Here is a 21,443-nt window from a genome sequence, read left to right as displayed (position 1 = left end):
TATAAAATTAATAAAAATGGCTTTTGAACTACTACTACAAATACTAAAGTTTTATTAATGTTTAACCCATTGGGTGTAATTCAATTAATAATTTTTTAACACATAGAAACATAGTTTTTAATTCATTTTATTGAGACGTTTCACTTTTTGATAGTGAAACATAGCTTTGTTAAATCAAGACCCGAGCGATAGCGAACTGGCGAAGCAATTGGTCTATCAAACTCTTTTTTCTATATTTCTGTGCGTTTAAATTTTTATATTTTGTTAATAATTGAGTTTTCTATTAATTACACCCAACGGGTTAATATTTAAAAAAAAGAAGCCCAATGATATAAAACCATTGAGCTTCACAACAAAAACAATAGTTACATCAACTATCAAATGATGCATCTATCATCGAACAAAACAAACAAACCAAACTGTATTAAAACCTGTAGGTTACTTTTCCTTTTATATAAAATGGAATACCGGGTGTAAAATGAATTTCATCAACACTATTTGTTTCATTTTGTAATCGAGATTGGGTAGCAAATTGCGTTTCATTCCATTTTGTATTAAAAATATTTTCAGCGGTAATGCCAAATGTGGTGTTTTTATATTCATAATTAAGGTTCACATCCGAAACCATATAACCATTTGCAACTATCGAATTGTCCTCGTTTGCAGGACGTGATTTTAAATAACGGTAATGAAATCCACCCGAAAATCCTTTGTATTTACTACTATTTAAACCCGCTTTTGCAGTCAAATCTGGTGCTAGCGGAATATAATCTTGTCCTTTTGCTGCATCAATGCTTCTGGCATAAGTATAATTTACATCGGTGTCAAAAAAGACATAATCAGACAGTTGATAGCGTAATCCAAAATCAAAACCCAAACGTTTAGTTCTACCCGAAATTTCTACCGTTGCAGCATCGCCTACATAAACTAGCTCTTCTTGTAAATTCAAAATCCAAAGCGCACTGTTAATCAATAATTTAGGGAATGGTTTGACAATTATCCCTAAATCTGTTCCAAACGCGGTTGGTAAAACTTTCTTTCCATCGCTTGCAACCACTACTCTAGTATCGTTAGAATGAAATCCAAAACCCGATTTTAGATAAAATTGTAAATTGTTATTTTGAGTAAAAATAAAATTCAATTTTGGCGAAAATTTTGCTTTATTTTCAGTTTGTGTTTTATAATTTGCTGCTAATTTATCTTGATATTCAAACTTAAAATAATCAAATCGCAGCGCAGGATTTATTTTTAATTTCCCTAAATCGAATTCCCCATTGGCATACAAAAAAATATTAGTTTGATCTATATTCCCTAATTTCAAAGTATTTAATGTAGTATAACGCTGCAATGTATGAGACAATTCGGTATTTTGTGTGGCATCATTTCGCAAACCAAAACCCAATTGAAAATTAGCATTTGTTGCTTTTTTATTCCATTCTGTATTTAATCCAAAAATACCACGTCTTTCTCTCTGAAGGATTTGATCCCCATTTATTGGGTCTTCCAGAAAAAAAGTGAAATTGGAATACAACTCAAAATCATAGTTAGAATAAAAAGCATTTGCTTTCATAAAAGTGGATTCGTTTATTGGTTTAACCAATGAAACATTTACATTCGACCTCGATGTTTTTCCGCCTTCGGTATCATCAACAGCACCAAATCTTGAAATCATTCCACTGTCAATTAATCGTTGCGGAACTTGACCCGAAGCATCCCATTTGCTTGTAAAATGAGAAATATTTACCGAAAATTTTGTGTTATCAGCTGAAACATTCGTGTATTTTCCGAATAAGTTGATGCGTTTAAAATTTTGTGGTGAATCAAATGGTCCATCTGTCAATATGTATTCTGTTGCAAAATAGGCGTTTTGATTTTTTGGTTTATCTAATAAATTAAAAAGCCCAACGGTTTTGAATGTATTGAATTGTCCCATTTCAACACTGATATAATTGTTGTCTAATTTATCTTTTGTAATAAAGGAAACATAACCTGCAGTGGCAAAATCACCTTTGTTAGCATAATATGTTCCTTTACCAAAATCAATTTTTTGTATCGTTTCTGGAATCACAAAATGCAAATCGGCGTAGCCTTGACCATGTGCGTGAGAGACGATATTTACTGGCATTCCGTCAACAGAAACGGCTAAATCTGTTCCGTGATCGATATCAAATCCACGCAAAAAGAGTTGCTCTGCTTTGCCTCCACCAGCATGTTGACCTATGAATAATCCCGGTACTTTTCGCAAAATTTCTTGTGATGAATTTACAGGTGCTGTTAGTAAATCAATTTTGGCGATAACATTCATTGCACTTAATTTTGGCTGGATCACAACTTGGTCCAAGCTATAAACTTCTTCTTCTAAAACAATTTTGAAGTCATTAAATTCAAAAATAAAATTTGCTTTTTTATAACCTAAAGAGGCTATTTTTAACACATCATTTTTGTTGGTTTTGTCAATAGTAAAAACTCCAAACTCATTAGTGTGAGCGTGACTTTGCGAATTGGTATTAATAATGTAGGCGTTTTCTATTGGATTTCCAATATAATCTTTGACCACGCCTTTTTGAATTTGGCTTTGCGCAAACACGAAGAAAAGTAATCCAAAAAGTGAATATAGATTCTTCATTATAAATTGATTATTTTTTTCTCCAAATTTGGACCTAACTCGAACGTGCTTTTTAAGAGTTCCTCTTTTATTGGAGCAACTTTTTTAATCCTATTATTGGCTTTATATATCGTTGCTAAATGATAATTTAATTTAGGTTCAAACGATTTACCAACTACAAATTTCTCTGCAATTTCTAATGCTTTTTTGCTCTCGCCCAAATTATAATACGACCAAGACAATAAATCGTATGAATCAGGAGTTGGTCTTTGTTCAACTTCTATTTTGGCAATTTCCAATGCTTTAGTAGCTGTATTTTTATCATCAGCATAAATCAAAGTATTGTATTTGTTGTACATAGCTCCGTAATTTATGGTGCTTAACATATTAAAATAGGCTGCTAAATTTTCGTTTTTTAAAGCTTGATTATTTTCATATTCAGCAATTTGTGCTTTAAGCAAATAAAAATCGGGAGTGTTGTGTGTTTTTGAAATAATGTCAATAATTCGGGTTGCTTCAATGGTGTTTTTTTCGTGCGAAAACGCAATCCAAGCAATTCCTTTTAAAGCGTATGAATTATTAGGTTCCAATTCTAAGGTTTTCAGATAATAATCATAGGATTTTTGAATATTCCCTGCGTGACCATTCATATCACCAAGATTAGAATAACTCCAGACTTTGAGGTATTTACTATCATTTACTATTGCAATATCCTTCGCTTTTTCCATAAATGAAATCGCTGTATTGATATCGCCTAGATGATCGTTCCATTTTGAAACCCGAATCAAATAATCAAAATCATTTTTATCTGTAATTGCCTTTAAATTTTTATTGGCTGTAGCATAGTTTCCTAATTCCATATTGACATCAAAAAGTAATTTTTGGGTTTCTTTCATTCCTTCACCAATAGCCAAAGCCTTGTTTGCTAGGACTAAAGCTTCTTTAAAACGGTGTTGCGAAATATAATTTCTCGCCAATGAGCGAATTGGACCAACCTCATTATGATTATATTCTTGATTGACTTGCAATAATAATTCCTCCACTTTATACAAGTATTTTACATTTCCTGTGTTTTCAAAAAGGTTCGAATAATTAGAAGCTAATAAGCTTAAAAAAGAAGTTTGATTGGGTGCTTTGTCGTATTTTTTTTGCCAAAAATTGATTTCATTTAGCGTAAAATCTTTCGATTTATTATCTTTAATTTCTAGATATTTATTGTAATCATTTGGAGCAATAATCTTGTTAGTTTTTTGATTGCAACTTAGCATTAGCAAAGCTGTAAAAAATATGATTGATAGTGTTTTTGTTGTTTTCATTTTGTTGTTGATTAAAAACAGAGCGCATTAAACAACACGCTCTGTATTATTACTTTTACCAGGCAGTTGCCAAGTATGGAAATGAAGCAGTAAAGGGTTTGTCATTTGCATTAACATGATCCGAAGTTAATGCCGCATTTGAAGTTCCGGCTGGTCCACCAAAAATCAAGAGTAATTCAACATCAATAACATCATCGGCAAGAGCACGACCTGTTAAAATATTTGTGCCGTCAAAAAAAGTGGTTGTTCCAGTTTTCTTTACATTCAAAACATCGGTTGCTAACAAACCGGTAAGTTGAGCTGCGGTTTGACCCAATGCATTTGTTGTATAACCTGCATTTAAAGCTAACAATCTTGATTGAAAAACAGATTGATATGCAGTTCCCATTGCCGATGGTATTGCAGTGTTAAAAGCGTCTTTTGGTGCGCCTGAGCCAATAAAAACAGTATTTATTGCAGGTCGAGCCATTTGATCTTGTTGCACATAACTACCCACAAAATCAGGTGATTTAGAAGAATTATCATTATCATCACAACTTGCAAATAGCGCTGTTGCAAAAACAAATGACATGGTTATTATTTTATATTTATTCATTTTTATAGTGTTATATTATTTATAAAGAATTAAATCAGAGCGCAGTAAACCAACGCTCTGATTACTTTTTTTTACCAAGCCGAAGCTAAATAGGGAAATGATGTCATAAATGTTTTGTCATTTGAATTGACATGATCCGATGTTAGAGCAGCATTTGAAGCTCCTGTTGGTCCACCAAAAATCAATAACAATTCCACATCAATTACATCATCGGCAAGAGCACGACCTGTAAGTACATTGGTTCCATCAAAGAAAGTTGTTGGTGCAGTTTTACTCACATTCAATACGTCTGTTGCTAATACTCCTGTAAATTGTGAAGCAGTTAATCCAAGTGCATTAGTGGTATAACCTGGGTTTAATGCTAACAATCGCGATTGAAAAATACCTTGATAAGTTGCACCCATTGCAGACGGAATTGCTGTGTTAAAAGCATCTTTTGGTGCTCCAGATCCAATAAAAACTGTGTTTATTGCAGGTCGAGCCATTTGATCTTGCAATACAAATGTTCCTGAAAAATTAACTCCAAATTTGTTTGCATCTAAACCACTTGTTTCATTTGTCGTGTTTTCGTCATTACTGCAGCTTACGAATAGTGCAGAAACAGTAAAGAGAGACAATACTAATATTCTAAATTTATTTGTTCTCATGATTTTAAAATTTAAAAATTAAATTATTGTTTTTGTTTTGTTTCAGCCCAAACATTAATTGAGGTAGAAGAACCTAATAATGATTTTGGAACTTCGATAATAGTTGCCAATACGTTTGTTCCAGCAAATGAATCTGTTCCAGGATTATTAAATCCAGAAGCATTTCCAGCAAGAATTGATTTAAATTGTCCTAAATCAAAAAAGAAAGGATCATCTCTTAGTCCAGCAAAAAATTTCATCCCATTTGATGTACTCACAATTGGCGCGTTTCCGTATTTAGAAATTTCAACATTTCCAGCCGTTGCAGTTGTTTTGACTGTACTAGTAACTCCTGTTGTTCCAGGAGCAACTGGTCCAAAAAAGTACATTTTGTCATTTTTTCTAATGGCTTGAATTACTAGATCTTCAACATTATCCGCATTGGTGTCAATGTTAAGTTCAATTAGTGTGTTTTCGTTAAACATAGCTGTAGCACTTGCTCCAGGTGTTAACAATCCTTGCGTATTTATTACAAATACCATATTGTTTGTGTCTTGCCCTTGAAAAGCATACACATCGGTAATGTCATTTGCATTACCTGTTACAGCTGGAGCATCTGCGTGATCCGCTGCCATAAATACTAGACCTGAAACCGCTACCAGCGATAGACCTAAAACAATTTTAATTTTTTTCATTTTTTTAAATTTTAATGGTTAAGTAAGGATTTACGAGAAAAGGTTTCATGTGGATTTAAAAAAAGTAAAGAAATTTAAAAATATTTTTTATATATTTGATTTTCAGATATTTACATCGTTATTTTTTTACAATTATTTTTATTTAGAAATTGAAATAAAATAGCTTTCAAAAAAAAATTACTTTTATAAAACCAAACATAGAATTCATACGTATATGTTAATAACAACAAAAACACAAAACAATGACACAAGAAGAATTAATTCCGTTAATCCTCAAAAAGGATGAACGTGCTTTTACGATCATGTATGACATGTATTCAAAAAGTTTATTCTCGGTAATATCGAATCTTTTAAAAGAGACTGAAGATGCCGAAGACACTTTGCAAGAAGTATTTGTGAAAATCTGGAAAAGCATTGATGGTTATTCCGAAAGCAAAGGAAGGTTTTACACTTGGATCTTAAATATTGCACGTAACACAGCAATTGATAAATTGAGATCCAAAGGATATAACAACAGTCAAAAAAACCTATCATCAGATAATTTCGTACATCTATTGGACGACAGTAACAAACTCATCAATAGAATTGATACTATTGGTATTCGAGAATTTGTAAAAAAATTAAAGCCAAAGTGCATTCAAATCATTGAATTATTATTCTTTCAAGGATACACACAACAAGAAGCTTCGGATGAACTCGCAATTCCTCTTGGTACTGTCAAAACACAAAATAGAAATTGTATTAACGATTTAAGAACTTATTTAAAAGTAGTATGAATATAGAAAACCTATTAAATTCAGGAGATTTAGAACTTTATGTTTATGGCATATTAAACGAAAGTGAAACCAATCAAATTGCGCAAATATCAAGTACAGACAGCGCAATTAAAACCGAGATTATTGCTATAGAAAATAGCATTATTAATTTATCGAGTAGTTTTTCGCCTGTAATTTCAGCAGATGTTTATGAAAAAATTAAACAGAAACTATTCTTAAAAAATAGAGACGTGATAAAAATGAAACCTAAAAATAATTGGCCACAATATATGGGTTGGGCAGCAGCAGTTCTTGTTATGATTGGCGCTGGATATCAATATACTCAATTATCCGAAACTAAAAATAGTGTTGCAATAGTCGAAAAAGAAAAAACGAATCTGCAAGAAACAGTAATTGATTTGCGTTTAAAAAACAAAGAATCTTTAACTGCTTTGACTGTAGTTCGAGATACAAAAAATACTGTAATAAACCTTGCAGGCCAAGCCGTTTCTCCAAAATCGTATTCAAAAATATATTGGAACAAAGAAACCGAAGTGGTTTATGTAGACGCAACTGGATTACCAGAACCACCAGATGGAATGGTGTATCAAATATGGTCACTAAAATTATTACCTCAACTTACACCTACTAGCATAGGTTTATTAACAGACTTTAATAGCAATAACCAAAAACTATTTAAAGTAAGCAAAACTGGTGATGCAGAAGCTTTTGGAATTACACTCGAACCAGCTGGTGGAAGCAAATCGCCAACAATGGAACAATTGTATACTTTAGGGAAAGTATAAATTTTATTTTTCAAATAATAAGAAAAGCTTCCAGCCTTCTGAAGGCTGGAAGCTTTATAAACTTACTCCTAAATGAATAAAAAAATGATTTCAACCATCAAAAGGCTGGAATCTTTTTTATTTCTTGTAATACTTTCTATATTTTGGATAAGAAATAGCACCAAATAATGTAATTCCAGCTAACGAATAATAAATCCAATCCAATGATTTTGCCTCACCACTTGCGTACGAATGCAATCCTACCAAGTGAAAATTTACTCCGTAGTACGTAAATAAAATGGAGATAAAAGCAAACATGCTCATTAAATTAAAAACCCATTTTCCTCTTAAAGAAGGCACAAAACGAGCGTGAATCACGAAGGCATACACCATAATGCTTATCAATGCCCAAGTTTCTTTTGGATCCCAACCCCAATAACGACCCCAACTTTCGTTTGCCCATTGTCCGCCAAGGAAGTTTCCAATAGTTAACATTATCAATCCAATAGTCAATGCCATTTCATTGATATAAGTGATTTCTTGAATGTTTAAATCCATTTTGGCTTTGTTTTTTTCATTGGTAAACAAAATCAACAATAACGAAACTGCACCTAAAATCATTCCTAATGCAAACGGTCCATAACTGGCAACAATCACTGCTACGTGAATCATTAGCCAATACGAATTAAGTACCGGTTGCAAATTTGCAATTTCTGGATCAATCCAGTTCATATAAGCTGCCATCAAAATCATTGCGGTAACAAAAGCAGATGAAGCCACAGTAAGCTTGGATTTTCTATCGAAAGCCAGCCCAAAAAACATGGTTGCCCAAGCTACATAGATAATAGATTCATAAGCATTACTCCACGGCGCATGCCCCGAAATAAACCATCGAGCGATTAATCCCAATGTGTGCAAACTAAATAACAATCCTATAATAACATGCATGAAGTTGACCAAATAATTCAATACTTTTCGTTCTTTGAAAATAGTAAGAATCGTAAACAACAACATCAAAATCGAAGCTGTAATATACCAATACGGTAATTTCTTGAACACATCGTATTTATTATAGAGAATTTCCAAAGATATTTTATCATCACTTGGGCGTACTTTACTTCCAAATTTTTTCTGAAAACCATTGATACTTTCTATTAATTCATCAGCGGTTTTGTAATCCTTAGTTTCAATTGCATTTCTTAAAGCTCCAAAATATAAAGGCAAAATGCTTTTGGTATAGGTCGAATCCATTCCTTTCATACCTGATTCGTTCAATTCTAGATACGAAATCCATTTGTTATTTGCATTATTAGGAATCGGGAAAATCTTAAGAATTCGACCACTCAATGCGGATTCCATTAAGTTCACTTTTTTGTCGGTTTCGATAAAGTCTTTTTCGAATTGATTAGGGTTTGCAGTTTTGAATGCGTCCTCAAGGTATTTTGATAATTTATAATTTCCTTCTTTATCAAAAAAGGCGATGAATGGAGCATATTTTGCTTTGGAATCTATCCCAATAATTTTACGAATACTATCGTTTCCTGATTTTATATAAATCAAAGGAACTTGTATCCAAGTATTACCATCATGCGTCATTGACAAGAATACTTGATCAGAATTCATGCCTTTGTAGGTTTCAGAATGACTTACTTTTCGCAACAATTCCGATGAAAAAGTATTAATGGGTTTCATTCTTCCGCCAGCATCTTGAATAATTAAACGTCCAAACTTTGCTGCATGCACTTCTGAAGCTTTGCTTTTATTCAACGCTACTTCTAATTCCGCTTCGGTTGGTGTAGGTCTTTCGATAATTGATTTTGCAGAATGATTTTCGCCTTCAGCATGATTATGACCATCATGGTTTTGGGCAAAACTATTAAAACTGAATAATAAAATAAGGATTGATAGCAATTTTACTTTCTTGTTTTTGACAATTTCTAATTTTCGTTTCAAATCTGCAAAGCGAGAATGTTTTGTAAACATAATAGACATCATTGCAAAAAACAACATAAAGTAACCACCATAAGTAATGCATGTTCCCCAGAAATCATGATTTACTGATAAAATAGTTCCTTTTTCGTCGGGATCAAATCCCGATTGAAAAAAACGAAACCCTTTAAAATCCAGCACATTATTCATATAAATTCTCGCATCGAACGGTTTCGTCGAATCTTGCACGGTAACTTGACTTTCAAACGAGGAATAACTTTTCTCAGTTCCTGGATATTTTGTTGCAATGAAATCGTTTAATTTAATCTTAAATGGCAAAACATACGCTTTACTACCGTAGAAAAAAGTGTAGTCCAGTTTGCCAATTTTAACCGTTTGTGATTCTCCAATTTTTCCTTCCGAACCTAAAAGTGTTACCTCTTTTTGTTGTCCTTCTGCAGTGATTTTTATGGTTACCGCATCTTCATTATTTTTAGCTTTAAAATCATTTTTAGATTCGTAAGCAACGATTCCTTTTACCGCAGGATCAGGAAATACGAACCTCATTTCGCCAATGCTGTATAACGAACGCATCATCAAAGGTTGCACATTATCTTTGGTAACCTTACCTTGGAACTTATCAGCCATGCGCATAAAATTTCCTTCAAATGGTGTTTGGATCGTATAACTTTCGCCGGTAGTGTTTATATTTATGGCTCCAGCAGTAGGTTTGTTTAAAGCAAAAAGTACATTGTGAATGTTTTGAACTTCGCCTTCTTTTAAAAAATGTTCTTCACGTCCGCCTTCTCCAGCCTCGACTAATTTTAGATACAAAATACCTTTACCATCAGCTTTGATATACTGTTTTGCGCCCATGATAAAATTGGCATAATTTACCTCAAATTGAGTATCTGCAAAATTATCAGCAATCGAAAAATTATTATTGGTAACTGGCGAAAGCAGGACTTGTTTTTCGAAAACTCTACGTTTCATTTCGCCTTTGTATTCTCCGTCAACAAATAGTGTGAGATAGGTTTTATCTGAAAAAATTTCATTTGCAGCTGCGCCTTCGCGAATGGGCATCATGCCTTCGTAACTGATATAACGGGTTACAAATGCGCCCAAGAGTATAAAAATAAAAGATAAGTGAAGTAATAAAGTAGCCCATTTTTCTCTTTTCAATAATTGATATCGCTTGATATTACCAATAAAATTCATCAAGAAAAACAAGTGAATTGCCTCAAACCACCACGCATTGTAGATCCATATTTTTGCAGTATCAGTATTGTATTTACTTTCGATAAAAGTTCCTGTAGCCATTGCAACTGCATATGCAATAAATAAAAAGGCCATTAACCGTGTAGAAAATAAAAAGGAGTAATATTTCTTATCCATTTATAAAAATTGTTGTGTAAAAAAGTGCCACAAAAATACTCAAAAATCTTGACTTGTTTCTGTGTACAATTGTTAATTTAATCTAAAATTAAGTTGACGCTATTTTAATTAAAACTTTATATTTTGCCGTTTACTTAATCCTGAAACTTCGGGATTAATAGAATTGTTTTTATGTTACTTTGTCATTCTGACGCAGGAAGAATCTCAAAAAATGAAACAACTCGAAGAGATTCTTCCTGCGACAGAATGACAAATAACAGACTATTTATAGTAGTAAATTCAAAAAAAATAAGATTTTAGGTTCTAAATTCCATTTAAAATACAAGTAGTACACTTCGTTTTTTTTATTAGTTTTGTCTCATGATTAAAGTAATTGTTATTGGTTCAGGAAATGTGGCGCAACACTTGATTTTGGCTTTCGCCAAAAGTACTACGGCAACACTCATTCAAATCTATTCCAGGCAAAAAGAAACGTTAACTCACCTACTCGATTCTAGCAAAATCACTACCAGTTTTAATGAATTACTAGAAGCTGATTTGTATATAATTGCTGTATCAGATGATGCAATTGATAGTGTTTCTGCTCAATTACCTTTCATAAATAGGTTGGTTGTGCATACGTCCGGAAGTGTCGCATTGAATGCTTTAGACAACAAAAACCGAAAAGGTGTTTTGTATCCGTTGCAAACTTTTTCGAAAGGTAAACCTATGGATTTTAGTACTGTTCCCATTTGCATTGAAAGCGAAAATTCAAATGATTTTCAGTTATTGGATAAAGCAGCAAAAAGTATTTCGGATGCTGTTTTTGCAGTCAATACTGACCAACGAAAAGCTTTGCATGTTGCCGCCGTTTTTGTGAATAATTTTGTAAATAATTTGTACCAAATAGGTAAAGAAATTTGTGAGGAACATCAAGTTCCTTTTGATATTTTAAAACCTTTAATACTAGAAACAGCAAATAAAATCATGACGCTTTCGCCAGAAGATGCTCAAACTGGTCCAGCAAAACGGAATGATTTAGAAACAATAGCATCGCATTTATCACTGCTGTCAAACAAAAATCAAGCAACTATTTATAAAATACTAACGCAATCCATACAAGATAATGGCACAAAGTTATAAAGAAATAATGAACGATATCACCACGTTTATTTTTGATGTTGATGGTGTACTTACTGATAGTTCTGTATTTGTAACCAACGAAGGTGAAATTCTTCGAACCATGAATATTCGTGATGGTTATGCCATGAAAGCTGCCGTAGAAAGTGGTTATAATGTTTGCATCATTTCGGGCGGAAGTAACGAAGGTGTTCGGGTACGATTGCGAAATCTTGGAATAACCGACATTCACCTTGGCACACCTGATAAAGTCGAAACGTATAAAGAATATATCGAATTATACAGTATAAATCCAGAACAGGTTTTGTATATGGGCGATGATATTCCAGATTATCACGTCATGCAACTCGTGGGATTACCTACTTGTCCGCAAGATGCCAGTCCAGAAATAAAAACCATTTCAAGTTATATTTCGCACAAAAATGGTGGGAAAGGTGCTGCACGTGATGTGATAGAACAAGTCATGAAAGTACAAGGAAAATGGACTACACATTTTGATGGAAAATTAGATTAATTATTATTAATGTCTGTTACTAATCCAAAAAGAAAAATTTGCATTGATTCAAGTTAAGGATAGTCATGTAAACGATTAAAAACAAATGAAATACCTAAAACTCATTCGGTATCAAAACTTATTAATGCTGGCTTTTATGCAGCTTATTTTTAGATATGGGTTCTTGAAATTACAAGATATTACTTTGGCTTTAGCCTATTGGCACTACTTGCTTTTAGTTGTATCGACTGTTAGTATTGCTGCTGGTGGTTACATTATTAATAACATTTTTGACGTAGCAACAGACCATGAAAACAAACCCCAAAATGTAATTATTGGTAAACATATTTCGGAATCTAAAGCCTATACTTTTTATTTTATTTTTACTGTTATTGGCGTATTCATAGGTTTTTATTTATCGAATGTAATTGGCAAACCTGGCTTTGCTGCATTATTTATTATTATTGCCGCAACACTTTATTTATATGCCACAAGTTTAAAACAAAGCTTACTCATAGGAAATATAATTGTAGCGTTATTGCTTTCGTTAAGTATTCTAATTATTGGATTATTTGACTTGTACCCAGTAACTAATCCCGAAAACAGATCCGTAATGGGATTACTGTTCATGATACTTTTGGATTATGCTATTTTTGCTTTTATGATTAATTTTATTCGCGAAATCGTAAAAGATTTAGAAGATATTGATGGTGATAAAAGTCAAGGAATGAATACTTTGCCTATTGTATTAGGAATTAGTAAAACTACAAAACTGGTTTTAGGATTGAGTTTGATTCCAATATTCTGTATCCTGCATTATTTAAATTCTTATTTATTTGCCAATGATTTACAAATAAGTACACTTTATGGAATCGTTTTTATACTAGCACCACTTATTTATTTCACAACAAAAATAGGTTTTGCAAAAAGTCAAAATGATTTTCATCATTTGAGTATTGTGCTCAAATGGATACTTTTTTTCGGGATAATTTCAATAACAATCATCACATTCAACATGAAAAATCATGCTTAAAAATAAATTACAACAATACAATATTATACTGGCTTCGGGTTCGCCAAGACGGCAACAGTTTTTTAAAGATTTAGATCTGGATTTCGAAATTAGATTAAAAGATACCGAAGAAATTTATCCTTCTGAACTGAAAGCGATCGAAATCACCAATTTTCTTGCAGCATTGAAAGCCAACGCTTTTGAAGGTGAATTGCAAACCAATGATATTCTCATAACAAGTGATACCATCGTTTGGCATAACAATAAAGCTTTGGGTAAGCCAAAAGATAAGCAAGATGCGTTCGAAATTTTGAAATCTCTATCGAATACTACTCATGATGTGATAACATCGGTTTGTTTTAAAACCATTTCTAAAACAACACTTATTCACGAAATCACCAAAGTAACTTTCAACGAATTAAGCGATGAAGCCATTTATTATTACCTAGAAAATTACAAACCTTACGACAAAGCTGGTGCTTATGGCATTCAGGAATGGATAGGATTCATTGGCGTTTCAAAAATTGAAGGTTCGTATGCCAACGTCATGGGAATGCCCACTGATAAGGTTTATGACTATTTGTTAAATTTATAATATTATTTGTCTTCAAATATTTGTGGCACAGTTGTTGGTTTTTGATAAAAGAGATAATCTTTTAAGAATAAAAAACAATTAAATTCCAGAAATCATGAAAAACTTACAAATTATTTTAGCAGCGTTTATCATAATTTTCACTTTAGAAAGTAACGCACAAATTTCGGTAAGTGTTAATTTAGGTTCACGACCACAATATCACGATCGATATGAAAACCAAGTGAGGTATTATTTTCTTCCTGAAATTGAGGCCTATTTCGATATTCAAGCTGGAATCTATATTTTTAATGGTTCAAGAGGATGGGTTCGTTCCAGTTACTTACCTGAATATTGCAGTAATTATGACGTAAATAGAGGCTACAGAGTGGCTTTGACGTACATTGGAAACACACCTTATTCAGATTTTAATTTTCACAAACAAAAATACTATCGTGAAAATCATAGAAATTATAGAGAAGAGTATTACCATCCTAGAAATAATTATGCATCAATTTCTAATCAAAAATATCATAAAAACAAAGGAAATCGAGGAAACAAATACGGCAACAAACACCATAAATACAATGATTGTGACTAATTAAATAGTTTAAATAAATTTAAAGAGGAGAGAACTTATTGAGTTTCTCTCCTTTTTTTGTTAAAGAAAATAAAAAAGAAATTTCAAAAATAAATTTATGCTTACATTTGAAGTTGTACCAAATTCAAATCCAAAATGCATATAAAATTCCAAAAATACTTATTTTTATTCTTTTTTATATCCCAAATTCTTAACGCTCAACAACCTGCAAAACATAATACTGTAGAGATTTACAACCAAATTCAGAAATTAAATTTTCTGGGTTCTGTACTCTACATTGCGGCACATCCTGATGATGAAAACACACGGTTAATATCGTATTTATCAAATGAAACCAAAGCTAGAACGGGCTATTTATCTCTGACTCGTGGCGATGGTGGTCAAAATTTGATTGGTCCTCAATTGCGTGAATTATTAGGCGTAATAAGAACTCAAGAACTAATTGAAGCTAGAAAAATCGATGGTGGTGAACAGTTTTTTTCACGTGCCAATGATTTTGGATATTCTAAAAATCCAACCGAAACATTAGAAATTTGGAATAAAGAAAAAGTTTTAGCCGATGTAGTCTGGGCAATACGAAAATTTCAGCCCGATGTAATCATCAATCGATTTGATCATCGTTCGCCAGGGACAACTCACGGACATCACACTTCCTCGGCAATGTTGAGTGTCGAAAGCTTTGATTTAACAAATAGTCCAACCGTTTATCCGGAGCAATTAAAATTAGTTCAACCATGGCAAGCCAAAAGACAGTTTTTCAATACTTCGTGGTGGTTTTATGGTAGTAGAGAAAAATTTGACGCAGCGGATAAAACCAATTTAATTTCGTTACAAACTGGTGTTTATTATCAATCTACAGGTAAATCAAATCAGGAAATAGCAGCTTTGAGTCGCAGTCGTCATCAATCTCAAGGATTTGGCAGCACCGGAAATCGTGGTCTAGAAACGGAATATTTGGAGTTTATAAATGGTGTAAAACCACAAAACAACACTACAATTTTTGACGGAATTGACACTTCATGGAACCGCGTAAAAGACGGAAAACCTATTGGAGAATTCATTTCAACTGTACTTTCGCAATTTGATTTTAAAAACCCGTCGGCGAGTATACCAAATTTAGTGAAAGCCTATTCCATGATCCAAGCATTGGATGAAAATCATTGGAAAACCATAAAATCCGATGAACTCAAAAAAATTATTGCAGCCTGTTCTGGATTGTATCTTGAAGCTGTAGCTCAAAATCAAGAAGCAAATCCTGGTAGTTTAATAAAACTGAAGCTTGAAGCCATAAATAGAAGCCCAATTGCAATGCAACTACTAAGTGTTACTGCTTTACCAGAACAAAAAAATACAGTGCAAAACTTTGATTTAAAAAATAATATTGTTCAAAATATAACTCTCGATTTACAGTTGCCACAAACCATAGAATACACCCAGCCTTATTGGCTTAAAGAAAACGGAACAATAGGAATGTATACTGTAAACGAACAAAAAAATAGAGGCATACCTGATGTAATTCGGGAAGTAAAAGTAGTTTTTAATGTTAAAATTGAAGGTATTGAAATCCCTTTTGAGCGAACCGTAATTTATAAATACACCGATGATGTTAAAGGCGAAATGTATAATTATCTTGACATTGTTCCAGTAGTTACTTCAACAATTTTAGACAAAGTTATCTTGTTTAGTAGCAAAAAAAGTAACTATGTTGGAATTAAAATAAAATCAGGAAAGGATGCCATCAAAGGGGATTTACAACTTGAAATACCTAATAACTGGAAAGTTATTCCTAAAAGTATTCCTTTTAATTTAGAAAAAAAAGGTACTGAACAAACGGTCTATTTTGAAGTAACACCACCCAATAATCCAGAAGAAGTTACTGTAAAAAGTAGTATCTTAATTGACGGCGAAAAATATGAAAGCAACCAAATCATAGTCGATTACAGTCACATTACGAAACAACAAGTTTTAAAACCAGCCGAATCAAAATTCATACGGCTTGATTTAAATACAAATGGAGAAAAAATAGGTTATATAATGGGAGCTGGAGATGAAGTTCCTAACAGTTTGACACAAATGGGTTATAAAGTTACGCTACTCAAACCCGAAGAAATAAGTCCCGAAAAACTCGCTACCTTTGATGTAGTAATGACTGGCGTTCGAGCATACAATACTTTACAAACAATCGTAAATAAACAAAACCTACTTTTTGATTTTGTAAAAGAAGGAAAAACCATGATTGTGCAATACAACACTGATGATGTTTTAACTCAAAATATTGCACCCTATCCTTTAAAAATTTCAAGAGATCGTGTAACCGAAGAAAATGCCGAAGTTCGGTTTCTAGTACCAAATCATCCCATACTAAATTACCCTAACAAAATTACTTCAAAAGATTTTGAAGGTTGGAAACAAGAACAAGGATTGTATTATCCTAATGAATTTGACAAAGCTTTCACACCTATTTTATCTTCAAATGACAAAGGAGAAACGCCAAAAAACGGAGCTTTATTAGTTGCACCATTTGGAAAAGGGCAATATATTTACACGGGATTAAGTCTTTTTAGAGAATTGCCAGAAGGTGTTTCGGGAGCTTTTAAACTTATTGCCAATATGATTTCATTAAAATCAACGGTAACGATTCCTGTTAAAACATTAAAACAATAAATCAACCCTATGGAAACAAAAAAAGGGAATACTTGGAAAAAAAGCTATACGTTGGTGCTAGTTGCAAATGCAATTTACATTTTGTTTTTTTACATAATAATGAAATTATACTCTTAAGTTATGCAGTTATTTGATTGGATTGTACTTATCGTAACCCTATTGTTTATAGTAATATATGGTGTTTGGAAAACCAAAGGAAGCAAAAATGTAGAAGAATACATTCTTGGCAATAACGAAACGCCTTGGTTCACTGTAGGACTTTCGGTTATGGCGACTCAAGCTAGTGCCATAACTTTTCTTTCTACTCCGGGACAAGCGTATCATGACGGAATGGGGTTTTTACAGTTCTACTTTGGATTACCTATAGCAATGGTAGTTATTTGCCTGACTTTTATACCCATATACCACAAGTATAAAGTTTTTACAGCTTATGAATATCTAGAGAAACGATTTGATTTACAAACACGTTCTCTTGCAGCAATTCTGTTTTTGGTACAAAGAGGATTAGGAACCGGCATCACAATTTATGCTCCAGCAATAATCTTGTCGGCTTTACTTGGTTGGAATCTAACTGCAACGATAATTGCAATAGGTGTACTAGTTATTGCTTATACTTTTTCTGGTGGAACAAAAGCCGTAAATGTTACACAAAAACAACAAATGTTTGTAATAATTTCAGGAATGGTTATTACTTTTTTACTCATTTTACACTACTTGCCTAATGATATGACCTTTGCAAATGCCATACATATTGCAGGAGCAAATGACAAAATGGATATTGTAGATTTCTCCTTTAATCCCGAGGAAAAATACACTTTTTGGAGCGGAATCACAGGTGGTTTTTTCCTTGCATTAGCTTATTTTGGTACGGACCAATCACAAGTTGGCCGTTATTTATCTGGAAAATCGGTAAAAGAAAGCCAAATGGGATTGATCATGAATGGGCTTTTAAAAGTGCCAATGCAATTCCTAATATTACTTACAGGAGTTATGGTTTTTGTGTTTTTCCAATTCAACCCAGTTCCTTTGAATTTTAATCCAAATAATAAAATATTAATAGAAAAATCAGAGTACAAAAATGAATATCTCGCTTTAGAAAAAAAGCTAAACGCTTTGTCCGAAGATAAAAAAGTAATTAATCTATTATATATAGATCAATTGAATCAGGATTATGATAATCCTATTTTAAGAAAAGAGTTGGTTGCATTATCAAATAAAGAAAAAGATTTAAGAGACAGCGCCAAAGAAATTATTCTGAAAGCGGATTCAAATAGTGAAACAAATGATAAAGATTACGTGTTTTTTCATTTCATATTGCACTATTTACCCAAAGGACTTATAGGTTTGTTGCTTGCTGTAATTTTATCAGCGGCTATGTCTTCAACTGCATCTGGACTCAACGCATTAGCCTCCACAACTGCCATCGATATCTATAAACGGAATCTAAAAGTAGAAAAATCAGAAAAGCATTATGTAAATGCTACTAAATTTTTCACGCTATTCTGGGGAATTATTGCCATACTTTTTGCCAGTATTGGAACGCTGTTTGAGAACTTAATCCAACTTGTAAATATCGTTGGATCGATTTTTTATGGAACTGTTTTAGGGATTTTCTTAGTAGGTTTTTATATCAAACAAGTTCAGGCAAAAGCTATTTTTTATAGTGCAATCATAAGCCAAATAACTATTTTTATTATTTATTACTATGCCATTTTCATTTATCCAAGCGGTGAAGAAAAATTAGGCTATTTGTGGCTGAATTTCATTGGAGCGATGTTAACGATTGTACTTTCAATCTTTTTTCAGGCGAGTATTTTTAGAAAAAAACTAGTAGCTTAAAACAAAAAAGCTGCCCGAAAAATATTTTGGACAGCTTTTAATAATATTCAAAAAAAGAATTATTTCTTACTCCACTCCGCTATACTGTCCTTATTCATTTTTACATAATCTTGATTTTTAGCAATTTCAGCGGAAGCGAGAGATAACTTGGCAGTTTCGATTGCTCCTGTTTTATCTCCTTGTTTTGCTTGAATCAATGATTTTAAACGGTTGTACCAGAATGGTTTGTCCTTGTTCATATCTAAAGCTTTGTTGATATAAGTCATCGCTTTTGTCATATCACCATTGGATTGGAAATAATATTGAGCTGATGAAAAATAGTCTCCCGCAGTTGGTCCCGCCAATGCTTTATCAATGCTTGCCATTGCAGCTTTTTGGGTTGGAACTTCAAATTTTATAGCTACAAGCGTTTTTTCCCATGACAATTCTAAATGAGCATAATTATTATCTATGTTATTAATTCCTATAGTAAAACTTTCTACGTTTCGGTTCAAATTTTCTGGTTTAACATTAGTTTTTAGAGCCACTTTAGTTTCGTCCCAAGTTTCTGGAGTTCCCCAATTATCAGTATCTGAATAGAAAACTACTTCCCAAGTATCAGCTCTTGGAGTTGTGAAAATTGCATATTTCCCTTTTGCTAATTTTTTCCCGTCAATAATAACATCCTCGCTAAAGGAAACTGTTGAATTTGCATTGGCTCCAGTTCTCCATAATTTACCATAAGGAACTAGATTATTAAAAACATCTCTTCCTTTTGAACTTGGTCTAGAGTAAACGATTTCAACATCGGTTAAACCAACAACTTGAGTTACTGTTGACTTTGGACTTGGAGCTGGTGTTTTTACTTGAGCTTCAATAGCATAATTTGCAATCATCATTGCAAAAACAAAGATTATTTTTTTCATGTTTTTAAAATTTAGTTTATTCAAAATTAGTAATTCAAGTTTCTAAAAATGTTAATTATAACTTAATTTGAGGAAGCCTATTGGAAATTTTTTCAAAACTCAATTCATCAAAATGATTTATTAATAAATCTGCGGTGGACAAATCTTGATCTTTCGAATGAAAACTTTGGTAACCAATACAAAAAATTCCAGCTGCATTTGCCGCTTTCACTCCATTGCAACTGTCTTCAATAACGATGCAGTTTTCATTTGGAGTGCCAGATAAAAACACTGCATGCTCAAAAATTGCGGGATGTGGTTTTGAATTTGGGAAATCTTCACCGCTAACAATGTGTGAAAAATAGTGATGCAAATTAAATCGGGTAAAAACACGGTCAATCGTAACTTTTGAGGCCGATGATGCCACTATAAGCTGCATTCCGTTATGATGTAAATCCTTTATTAATTTAGCAACGCCTTCTAATAGTTCCAAATCCTTTTTTGTATCGAAAGCATCATTAAAAATAGTCCGTTTTCGTTGAATTAAATCTTCAACATCATCTTCAATAATTGGAAATAATTTCTTTAACTTTTGAAATGTATTTCGAGTAGAATTTCCGGTAAACGAAGTGTACATTTCTTCGGTAACAGCAATGTTTAATTCCTTAAATTGTTGATAATAAGCAAATCGATGTACGGGTTCTGTATCAACAATTACGCCATCCATGTCGAAAATTACGGTTTGTATCATTAATGGTTATGGGTTATGGGTTATGAATTACTTAAATTCAAGTAATAAAACTTTGAAATAAAGCATAAAATCAGTCGTAATTTTTAGCTTTTAATTAATTTCAAAAGATACCGAATCACGGTTTCTGCAGCGTATAAACCAAACAATCCAGGCATATAGCTATTTGTTCCATAAAATGATTTTTTAAAATTAGAACCATCGGTCATTTTTAAACTGGATTCGTCCTGAATTTCTGATGATGAAACCACTTTTAGCTTATCAATTTTTTCGGCTTTCAATCGCTTGCGAATGGTTTTTGCCAACATGCAATTGGTAGCTTTTGAAATACAAGAAACATGCACTTTTGCAGCTTCCATTTTTCCTCCTGCACCCATACTGCTTATGATTTTTACTCTTTTTCGTTTGGCCGCAATAATCAAATTTAGTTTTGGGGTAACACTATCAATACAATCTAAAACATAATCGTATTCGCTGGAAACAATTTCGAAAGCACGTTCTGGAGATAAAAACTCTTGCACTCGAGTGAGTTTCAATTCTGGATTTATATCCATTAATCGATCGCCAACGACTGTGATTTTTGGTTTTCCTACAGTAGAATGCAAAGCTGGCAATTGTCGGTTTATGTTTGTAATATCCACAACATCGCCATCTACAATTGTCATTTTGCCTACACCAGCTCTGGCTAAAAATTCTGCAGCAAAAGAGCCTACACCGCCAAGTCCAACGACTAAAACTGTAGCGTTTTTTAAATTTGTCAATCCTTCGGTTTTAAATAAAAGTTCCGCTCTTTCGGTCCATTCTGCCATGA

Annotated in this window: 18 protein-coding genes; 9 read left to right on the top strand and 9 right to left on the bottom strand. The window is 32.8% G+C overall.

What is annotated here, in order from left to right; all coding sequences use genetic code 11:
• Nucleotides 1-424 precede the first annotated feature (424 nt).
• From RMO53_RS01775 to RMO53_RS01755, 5 genes are all read right to left on the bottom strand, one after another.
• Entirely contained in the window at nucleotides 425-2,626 is a 2,202-nt protein-coding gene (locus RMO53_RS01775) for a TonB-dependent receptor plug domain-containing protein (RefSeq protein ID WP_310377633.1), read from the bottom strand.
• Nucleotides 2,626-3,921, bottom strand: coding sequence for a hypothetical protein (locus tag RMO53_RS01770; protein WP_310377632.1), 1,296 nt, complete (start codon nucleotides 3,919-3,921; stop codon nucleotides 2,626-2,628). The genes RMO53_RS01775 and RMO53_RS01770 overlap by 1 nt, the downstream gene beginning before the upstream one ends.
• 55 nt (nucleotides 3,922-3,976) lie before the next feature.
• Complete coding sequence (locus RMO53_RS01765; protein WP_310377631.1) at nucleotides 3,977-4,516, bottom strand: DUF4331 family protein; 540 nt, start codon at nucleotides 4,514-4,516, stop codon at nucleotides 3,977-3,979.
• A 71-nt stretch (nucleotides 4,517-4,587) separates the two neighbouring features.
• Nucleotides 4,588-5,163 (bottom strand): DUF4331 family protein, encoded by a 576-nt coding sequence (locus RMO53_RS01760; RefSeq protein WP_310377630.1) that lies wholly within the window; start codon nucleotides 5,161-5,163, stop codon nucleotides 4,588-4,590.
• A 23-nt stretch (nucleotides 5,164-5,186) separates the two neighbouring features.
• Nucleotides 5,187-5,837, bottom strand: coding sequence for a DUF4331 family protein (locus tag RMO53_RS01755; RefSeq protein ID WP_310377629.1), 651 nt, complete (start codon nucleotides 5,835-5,837; stop codon nucleotides 5,187-5,189).
• Between the two features lie 242 nt (nucleotides 5,838-6,079).
• Between RMO53_RS01755 and RMO53_RS01750 the strand changes: the two genes are divergently transcribed.
• Nucleotides 6,080-6,613 (top strand): sigma-70 family RNA polymerase sigma factor, encoded by a 534-nt coding sequence (locus tag RMO53_RS01750; RefSeq protein WP_310377628.1) that lies wholly within the window; start codon nucleotides 6,080-6,082, stop codon nucleotides 6,611-6,613.
• Nucleotides 6,610-7,398 carry an anti-sigma factor gene (locus tag RMO53_RS01745; RefSeq protein ID WP_310377627.1) on the top strand — a complete coding sequence of 263 codons (789 nt, stop codon included), beginning with the start codon at nucleotides 6,610-6,612 and terminating at the stop codon, nucleotides 7,396-7,398. Before RMO53_RS01750 ends, RMO53_RS01745 begins: the two co-directional genes overlap by 4 nt.
• A gap of 117 nt (nucleotides 7,399-7,515) precedes the next feature.
• On the opposite strand, the gene ccsA is transcribed toward RMO53_RS01745, so the two are convergent.
• Nucleotides 7,516-10,701, bottom strand: a complete 3,186-nt coding sequence (ccsA, locus tag RMO53_RS01740) for a cytochrome c biogenesis protein CcsA (RefSeq protein WP_310377626.1) — start codon at nucleotides 10,699-10,701, stop codon at nucleotides 7,516-7,518.
• Nucleotides 10,702-11,061: 360 nt separating this feature from the next.
• Between ccsA and RMO53_RS01735 the strand changes: the two genes are divergently transcribed.
• The 7 genes from RMO53_RS01735 (at nucleotide 11,062) to RMO53_RS01705 (ending at nucleotide 19,000) form a co-directional block, all read left to right on the top strand.
• Nucleotides 11,062-11,823 (top strand): DUF2520 domain-containing protein, encoded by a 762-nt coding sequence (locus RMO53_RS01735; RefSeq protein WP_310377625.1) that lies wholly within the window; start codon nucleotides 11,062-11,064, stop codon nucleotides 11,821-11,823.
• On the top strand, nucleotides 11,807-12,334 hold the full coding sequence (locus RMO53_RS01730) for an HAD-IIIA family hydrolase (protein WP_310377624.1): 528 nt from the start codon (nucleotides 11,807-11,809) through the stop codon (nucleotides 12,332-12,334). The genes RMO53_RS01735 and RMO53_RS01730 overlap by 17 nt, the downstream gene beginning before the upstream one ends.
• Nucleotides 12,335-12,419: 85 nt before the next feature.
• Nucleotides 12,420-13,346, top strand: coding sequence for a geranylgeranylglycerol-phosphate geranylgeranyltransferase (locus RMO53_RS01725; RefSeq protein WP_310377623.1), 927 nt, complete (start codon nucleotides 12,420-12,422; stop codon nucleotides 13,344-13,346).
• Nucleotides 13,339-13,920, top strand: coding sequence for a Maf-like protein (locus RMO53_RS01720; RefSeq protein WP_310377622.1), 582 nt, complete (start codon nucleotides 13,339-13,341; stop codon nucleotides 13,918-13,920). Before RMO53_RS01725 ends, RMO53_RS01720 begins: the two co-directional genes overlap by 8 nt.
• A 94-nt stretch (nucleotides 13,921-14,014) precedes the next feature.
• Nucleotides 14,015-14,497, top strand: coding sequence for a hypothetical protein (locus tag RMO53_RS01715; RefSeq protein WP_310377621.1), 483 nt, complete (start codon nucleotides 14,015-14,017; stop codon nucleotides 14,495-14,497).
• A 135-nt stretch (nucleotides 14,498-14,632) separates the two neighbouring features.
• Nucleotides 14,633-17,161: a PIG-L family deacetylase gene (locus RMO53_RS01710; protein ID WP_310377620.1), complete on the top strand. Its 2,529-nt coding sequence runs from the start codon at nucleotides 14,633-14,635 to the stop codon at nucleotides 17,159-17,161.
• Nucleotides 17,162-17,281: 120 nt separating this feature from the next.
• Entirely contained in the window at nucleotides 17,282-19,000 is a 1,719-nt protein-coding gene (locus RMO53_RS01705) for a sodium:solute symporter family transporter (protein WP_310377619.1), read from the top strand.
• Nucleotides 19,001-19,059: 59 nt separating this feature from the next.
• On the opposite strand, the gene RMO53_RS01700 is transcribed toward RMO53_RS01705, so the two are convergent.
• From RMO53_RS01700 to RMO53_RS01690, 3 genes are all read right to left on the bottom strand, one after another.
• Complete coding sequence (locus RMO53_RS01700; protein ID WP_310377618.1) at nucleotides 19,060-19,905, bottom strand: DUF2911 domain-containing protein; 846 nt, start codon at nucleotides 19,903-19,905, stop codon at nucleotides 19,060-19,062.
• 55 nt (nucleotides 19,906-19,960) lie between these two features.
• Nucleotides 19,961-20,635, bottom strand: a complete 675-nt coding sequence (locus RMO53_RS01695) for an HAD family hydrolase (RefSeq protein ID WP_310377617.1) — start codon at nucleotides 20,633-20,635, stop codon at nucleotides 19,961-19,963.
• An 83-nt stretch (nucleotides 20,636-20,718) separates the two neighbouring features.
• Nucleotides 20,719-21,441, bottom strand: a complete 723-nt coding sequence (locus RMO53_RS01690) for a tRNA threonylcarbamoyladenosine dehydratase (protein ID WP_310377616.1) — start codon at nucleotides 21,439-21,441, stop codon at nucleotides 20,719-20,721.
• Nucleotides 21,442-21,443: the final 2 nt, after the last annotated feature.

Source organism: Flavobacterium sp., assembly GCF_031409475.1.
GTDB lineage: Bacteria > Bacteroidota > Bacteroidia > Flavobacteriales > Flavobacteriaceae > Flavobacterium.
This window is presented reverse-complemented; position numbering and strand designations above follow the sequence as displayed.

Coding starts and splice junctions, on each gene's coding strand:
- RMO53_RS01775 (WP_310377633.1), bottom strand. CDS start 2,626: ATGAAGAATCTATATTCACTTTTTGGATTACTTTTCTTCGTGTTTGCG.
- RMO53_RS01770 (WP_310377632.1), bottom strand. CDS start 3,921: ATGAAAACAACAAAAACACTATCAATCATATTTTTTACAGCTTTGCTA.
- RMO53_RS01765 (WP_310377631.1), bottom strand. CDS start 4,516: ATGAATAAATATAAAATAATAACCATGTCATTTGTTTTTGCAACAGCG.
- RMO53_RS01760 (WP_310377630.1), bottom strand. CDS start 5,163: ATGAGAACAAATAAATTTAGAATATTAGTATTGTCTCTCTTTACTGTT.
- RMO53_RS01755 (WP_310377629.1), bottom strand. CDS start 5,837: ATGAAAAAAATTAAAATTGTTTTAGGTCTATCGCTGGTAGCGGTTTCA.
- RMO53_RS01750 (WP_310377628.1), top strand. CDS start 6,080: ATGACACAAGAAGAATTAATTCCGTTAATCCTCAAAAAGGATGAACGT.
- RMO53_RS01745 (WP_310377627.1), top strand. CDS start 6,610: ATGAATATAGAAAACCTATTAAATTCAGGAGATTTAGAACTTTATGTT.
- ccsA (WP_310377626.1), bottom strand. CDS start 10,701: ATGGATAAGAAATATTACTCCTTTTTATTTTCTACACGGTTAATGGCC.
- RMO53_RS01735 (WP_310377625.1), top strand. CDS start 11,062: ATGATTAAAGTAATTGTTATTGGTTCAGGAAATGTGGCGCAACACTTG.
- RMO53_RS01730 (WP_310377624.1), top strand. CDS start 11,807: ATGGCACAAAGTTATAAAGAAATAATGAACGATATCACCACGTTTATT.
- RMO53_RS01725 (WP_310377623.1), top strand. CDS start 12,420: ATGAAATACCTAAAACTCATTCGGTATCAAAACTTATTAATGCTGGCT.
- RMO53_RS01720 (WP_310377622.1), top strand. CDS start 13,339: ATGCTTAAAAATAAATTACAACAATACAATATTATACTGGCTTCGGGT.
- RMO53_RS01715 (WP_310377621.1), top strand. CDS start 14,015: ATGAAAAACTTACAAATTATTTTAGCAGCGTTTATCATAATTTTCACT.
- RMO53_RS01710 (WP_310377620.1), top strand. CDS start 14,633: ATGCATATAAAATTCCAAAAATACTTATTTTTATTCTTTTTTATATCC.
- RMO53_RS01705 (WP_310377619.1), top strand. CDS start 17,282: ATGCAGTTATTTGATTGGATTGTACTTATCGTAACCCTATTGTTTATA.
- RMO53_RS01700 (WP_310377618.1), bottom strand. CDS start 19,905: ATGAAAAAAATAATCTTTGTTTTTGCAATGATGATTGCAAATTATGCT.
- RMO53_RS01695 (WP_310377617.1), bottom strand. CDS start 20,635: ATGATACAAACCGTAATTTTCGACATGGATGGCGTAATTGTTGATACA.
- RMO53_RS01690 (WP_310377616.1), bottom strand. CDS start 21,441: ATGGCAGAATGGACCGAAAGAGCGGAACTTTTATTTAAAACCGAAGGA.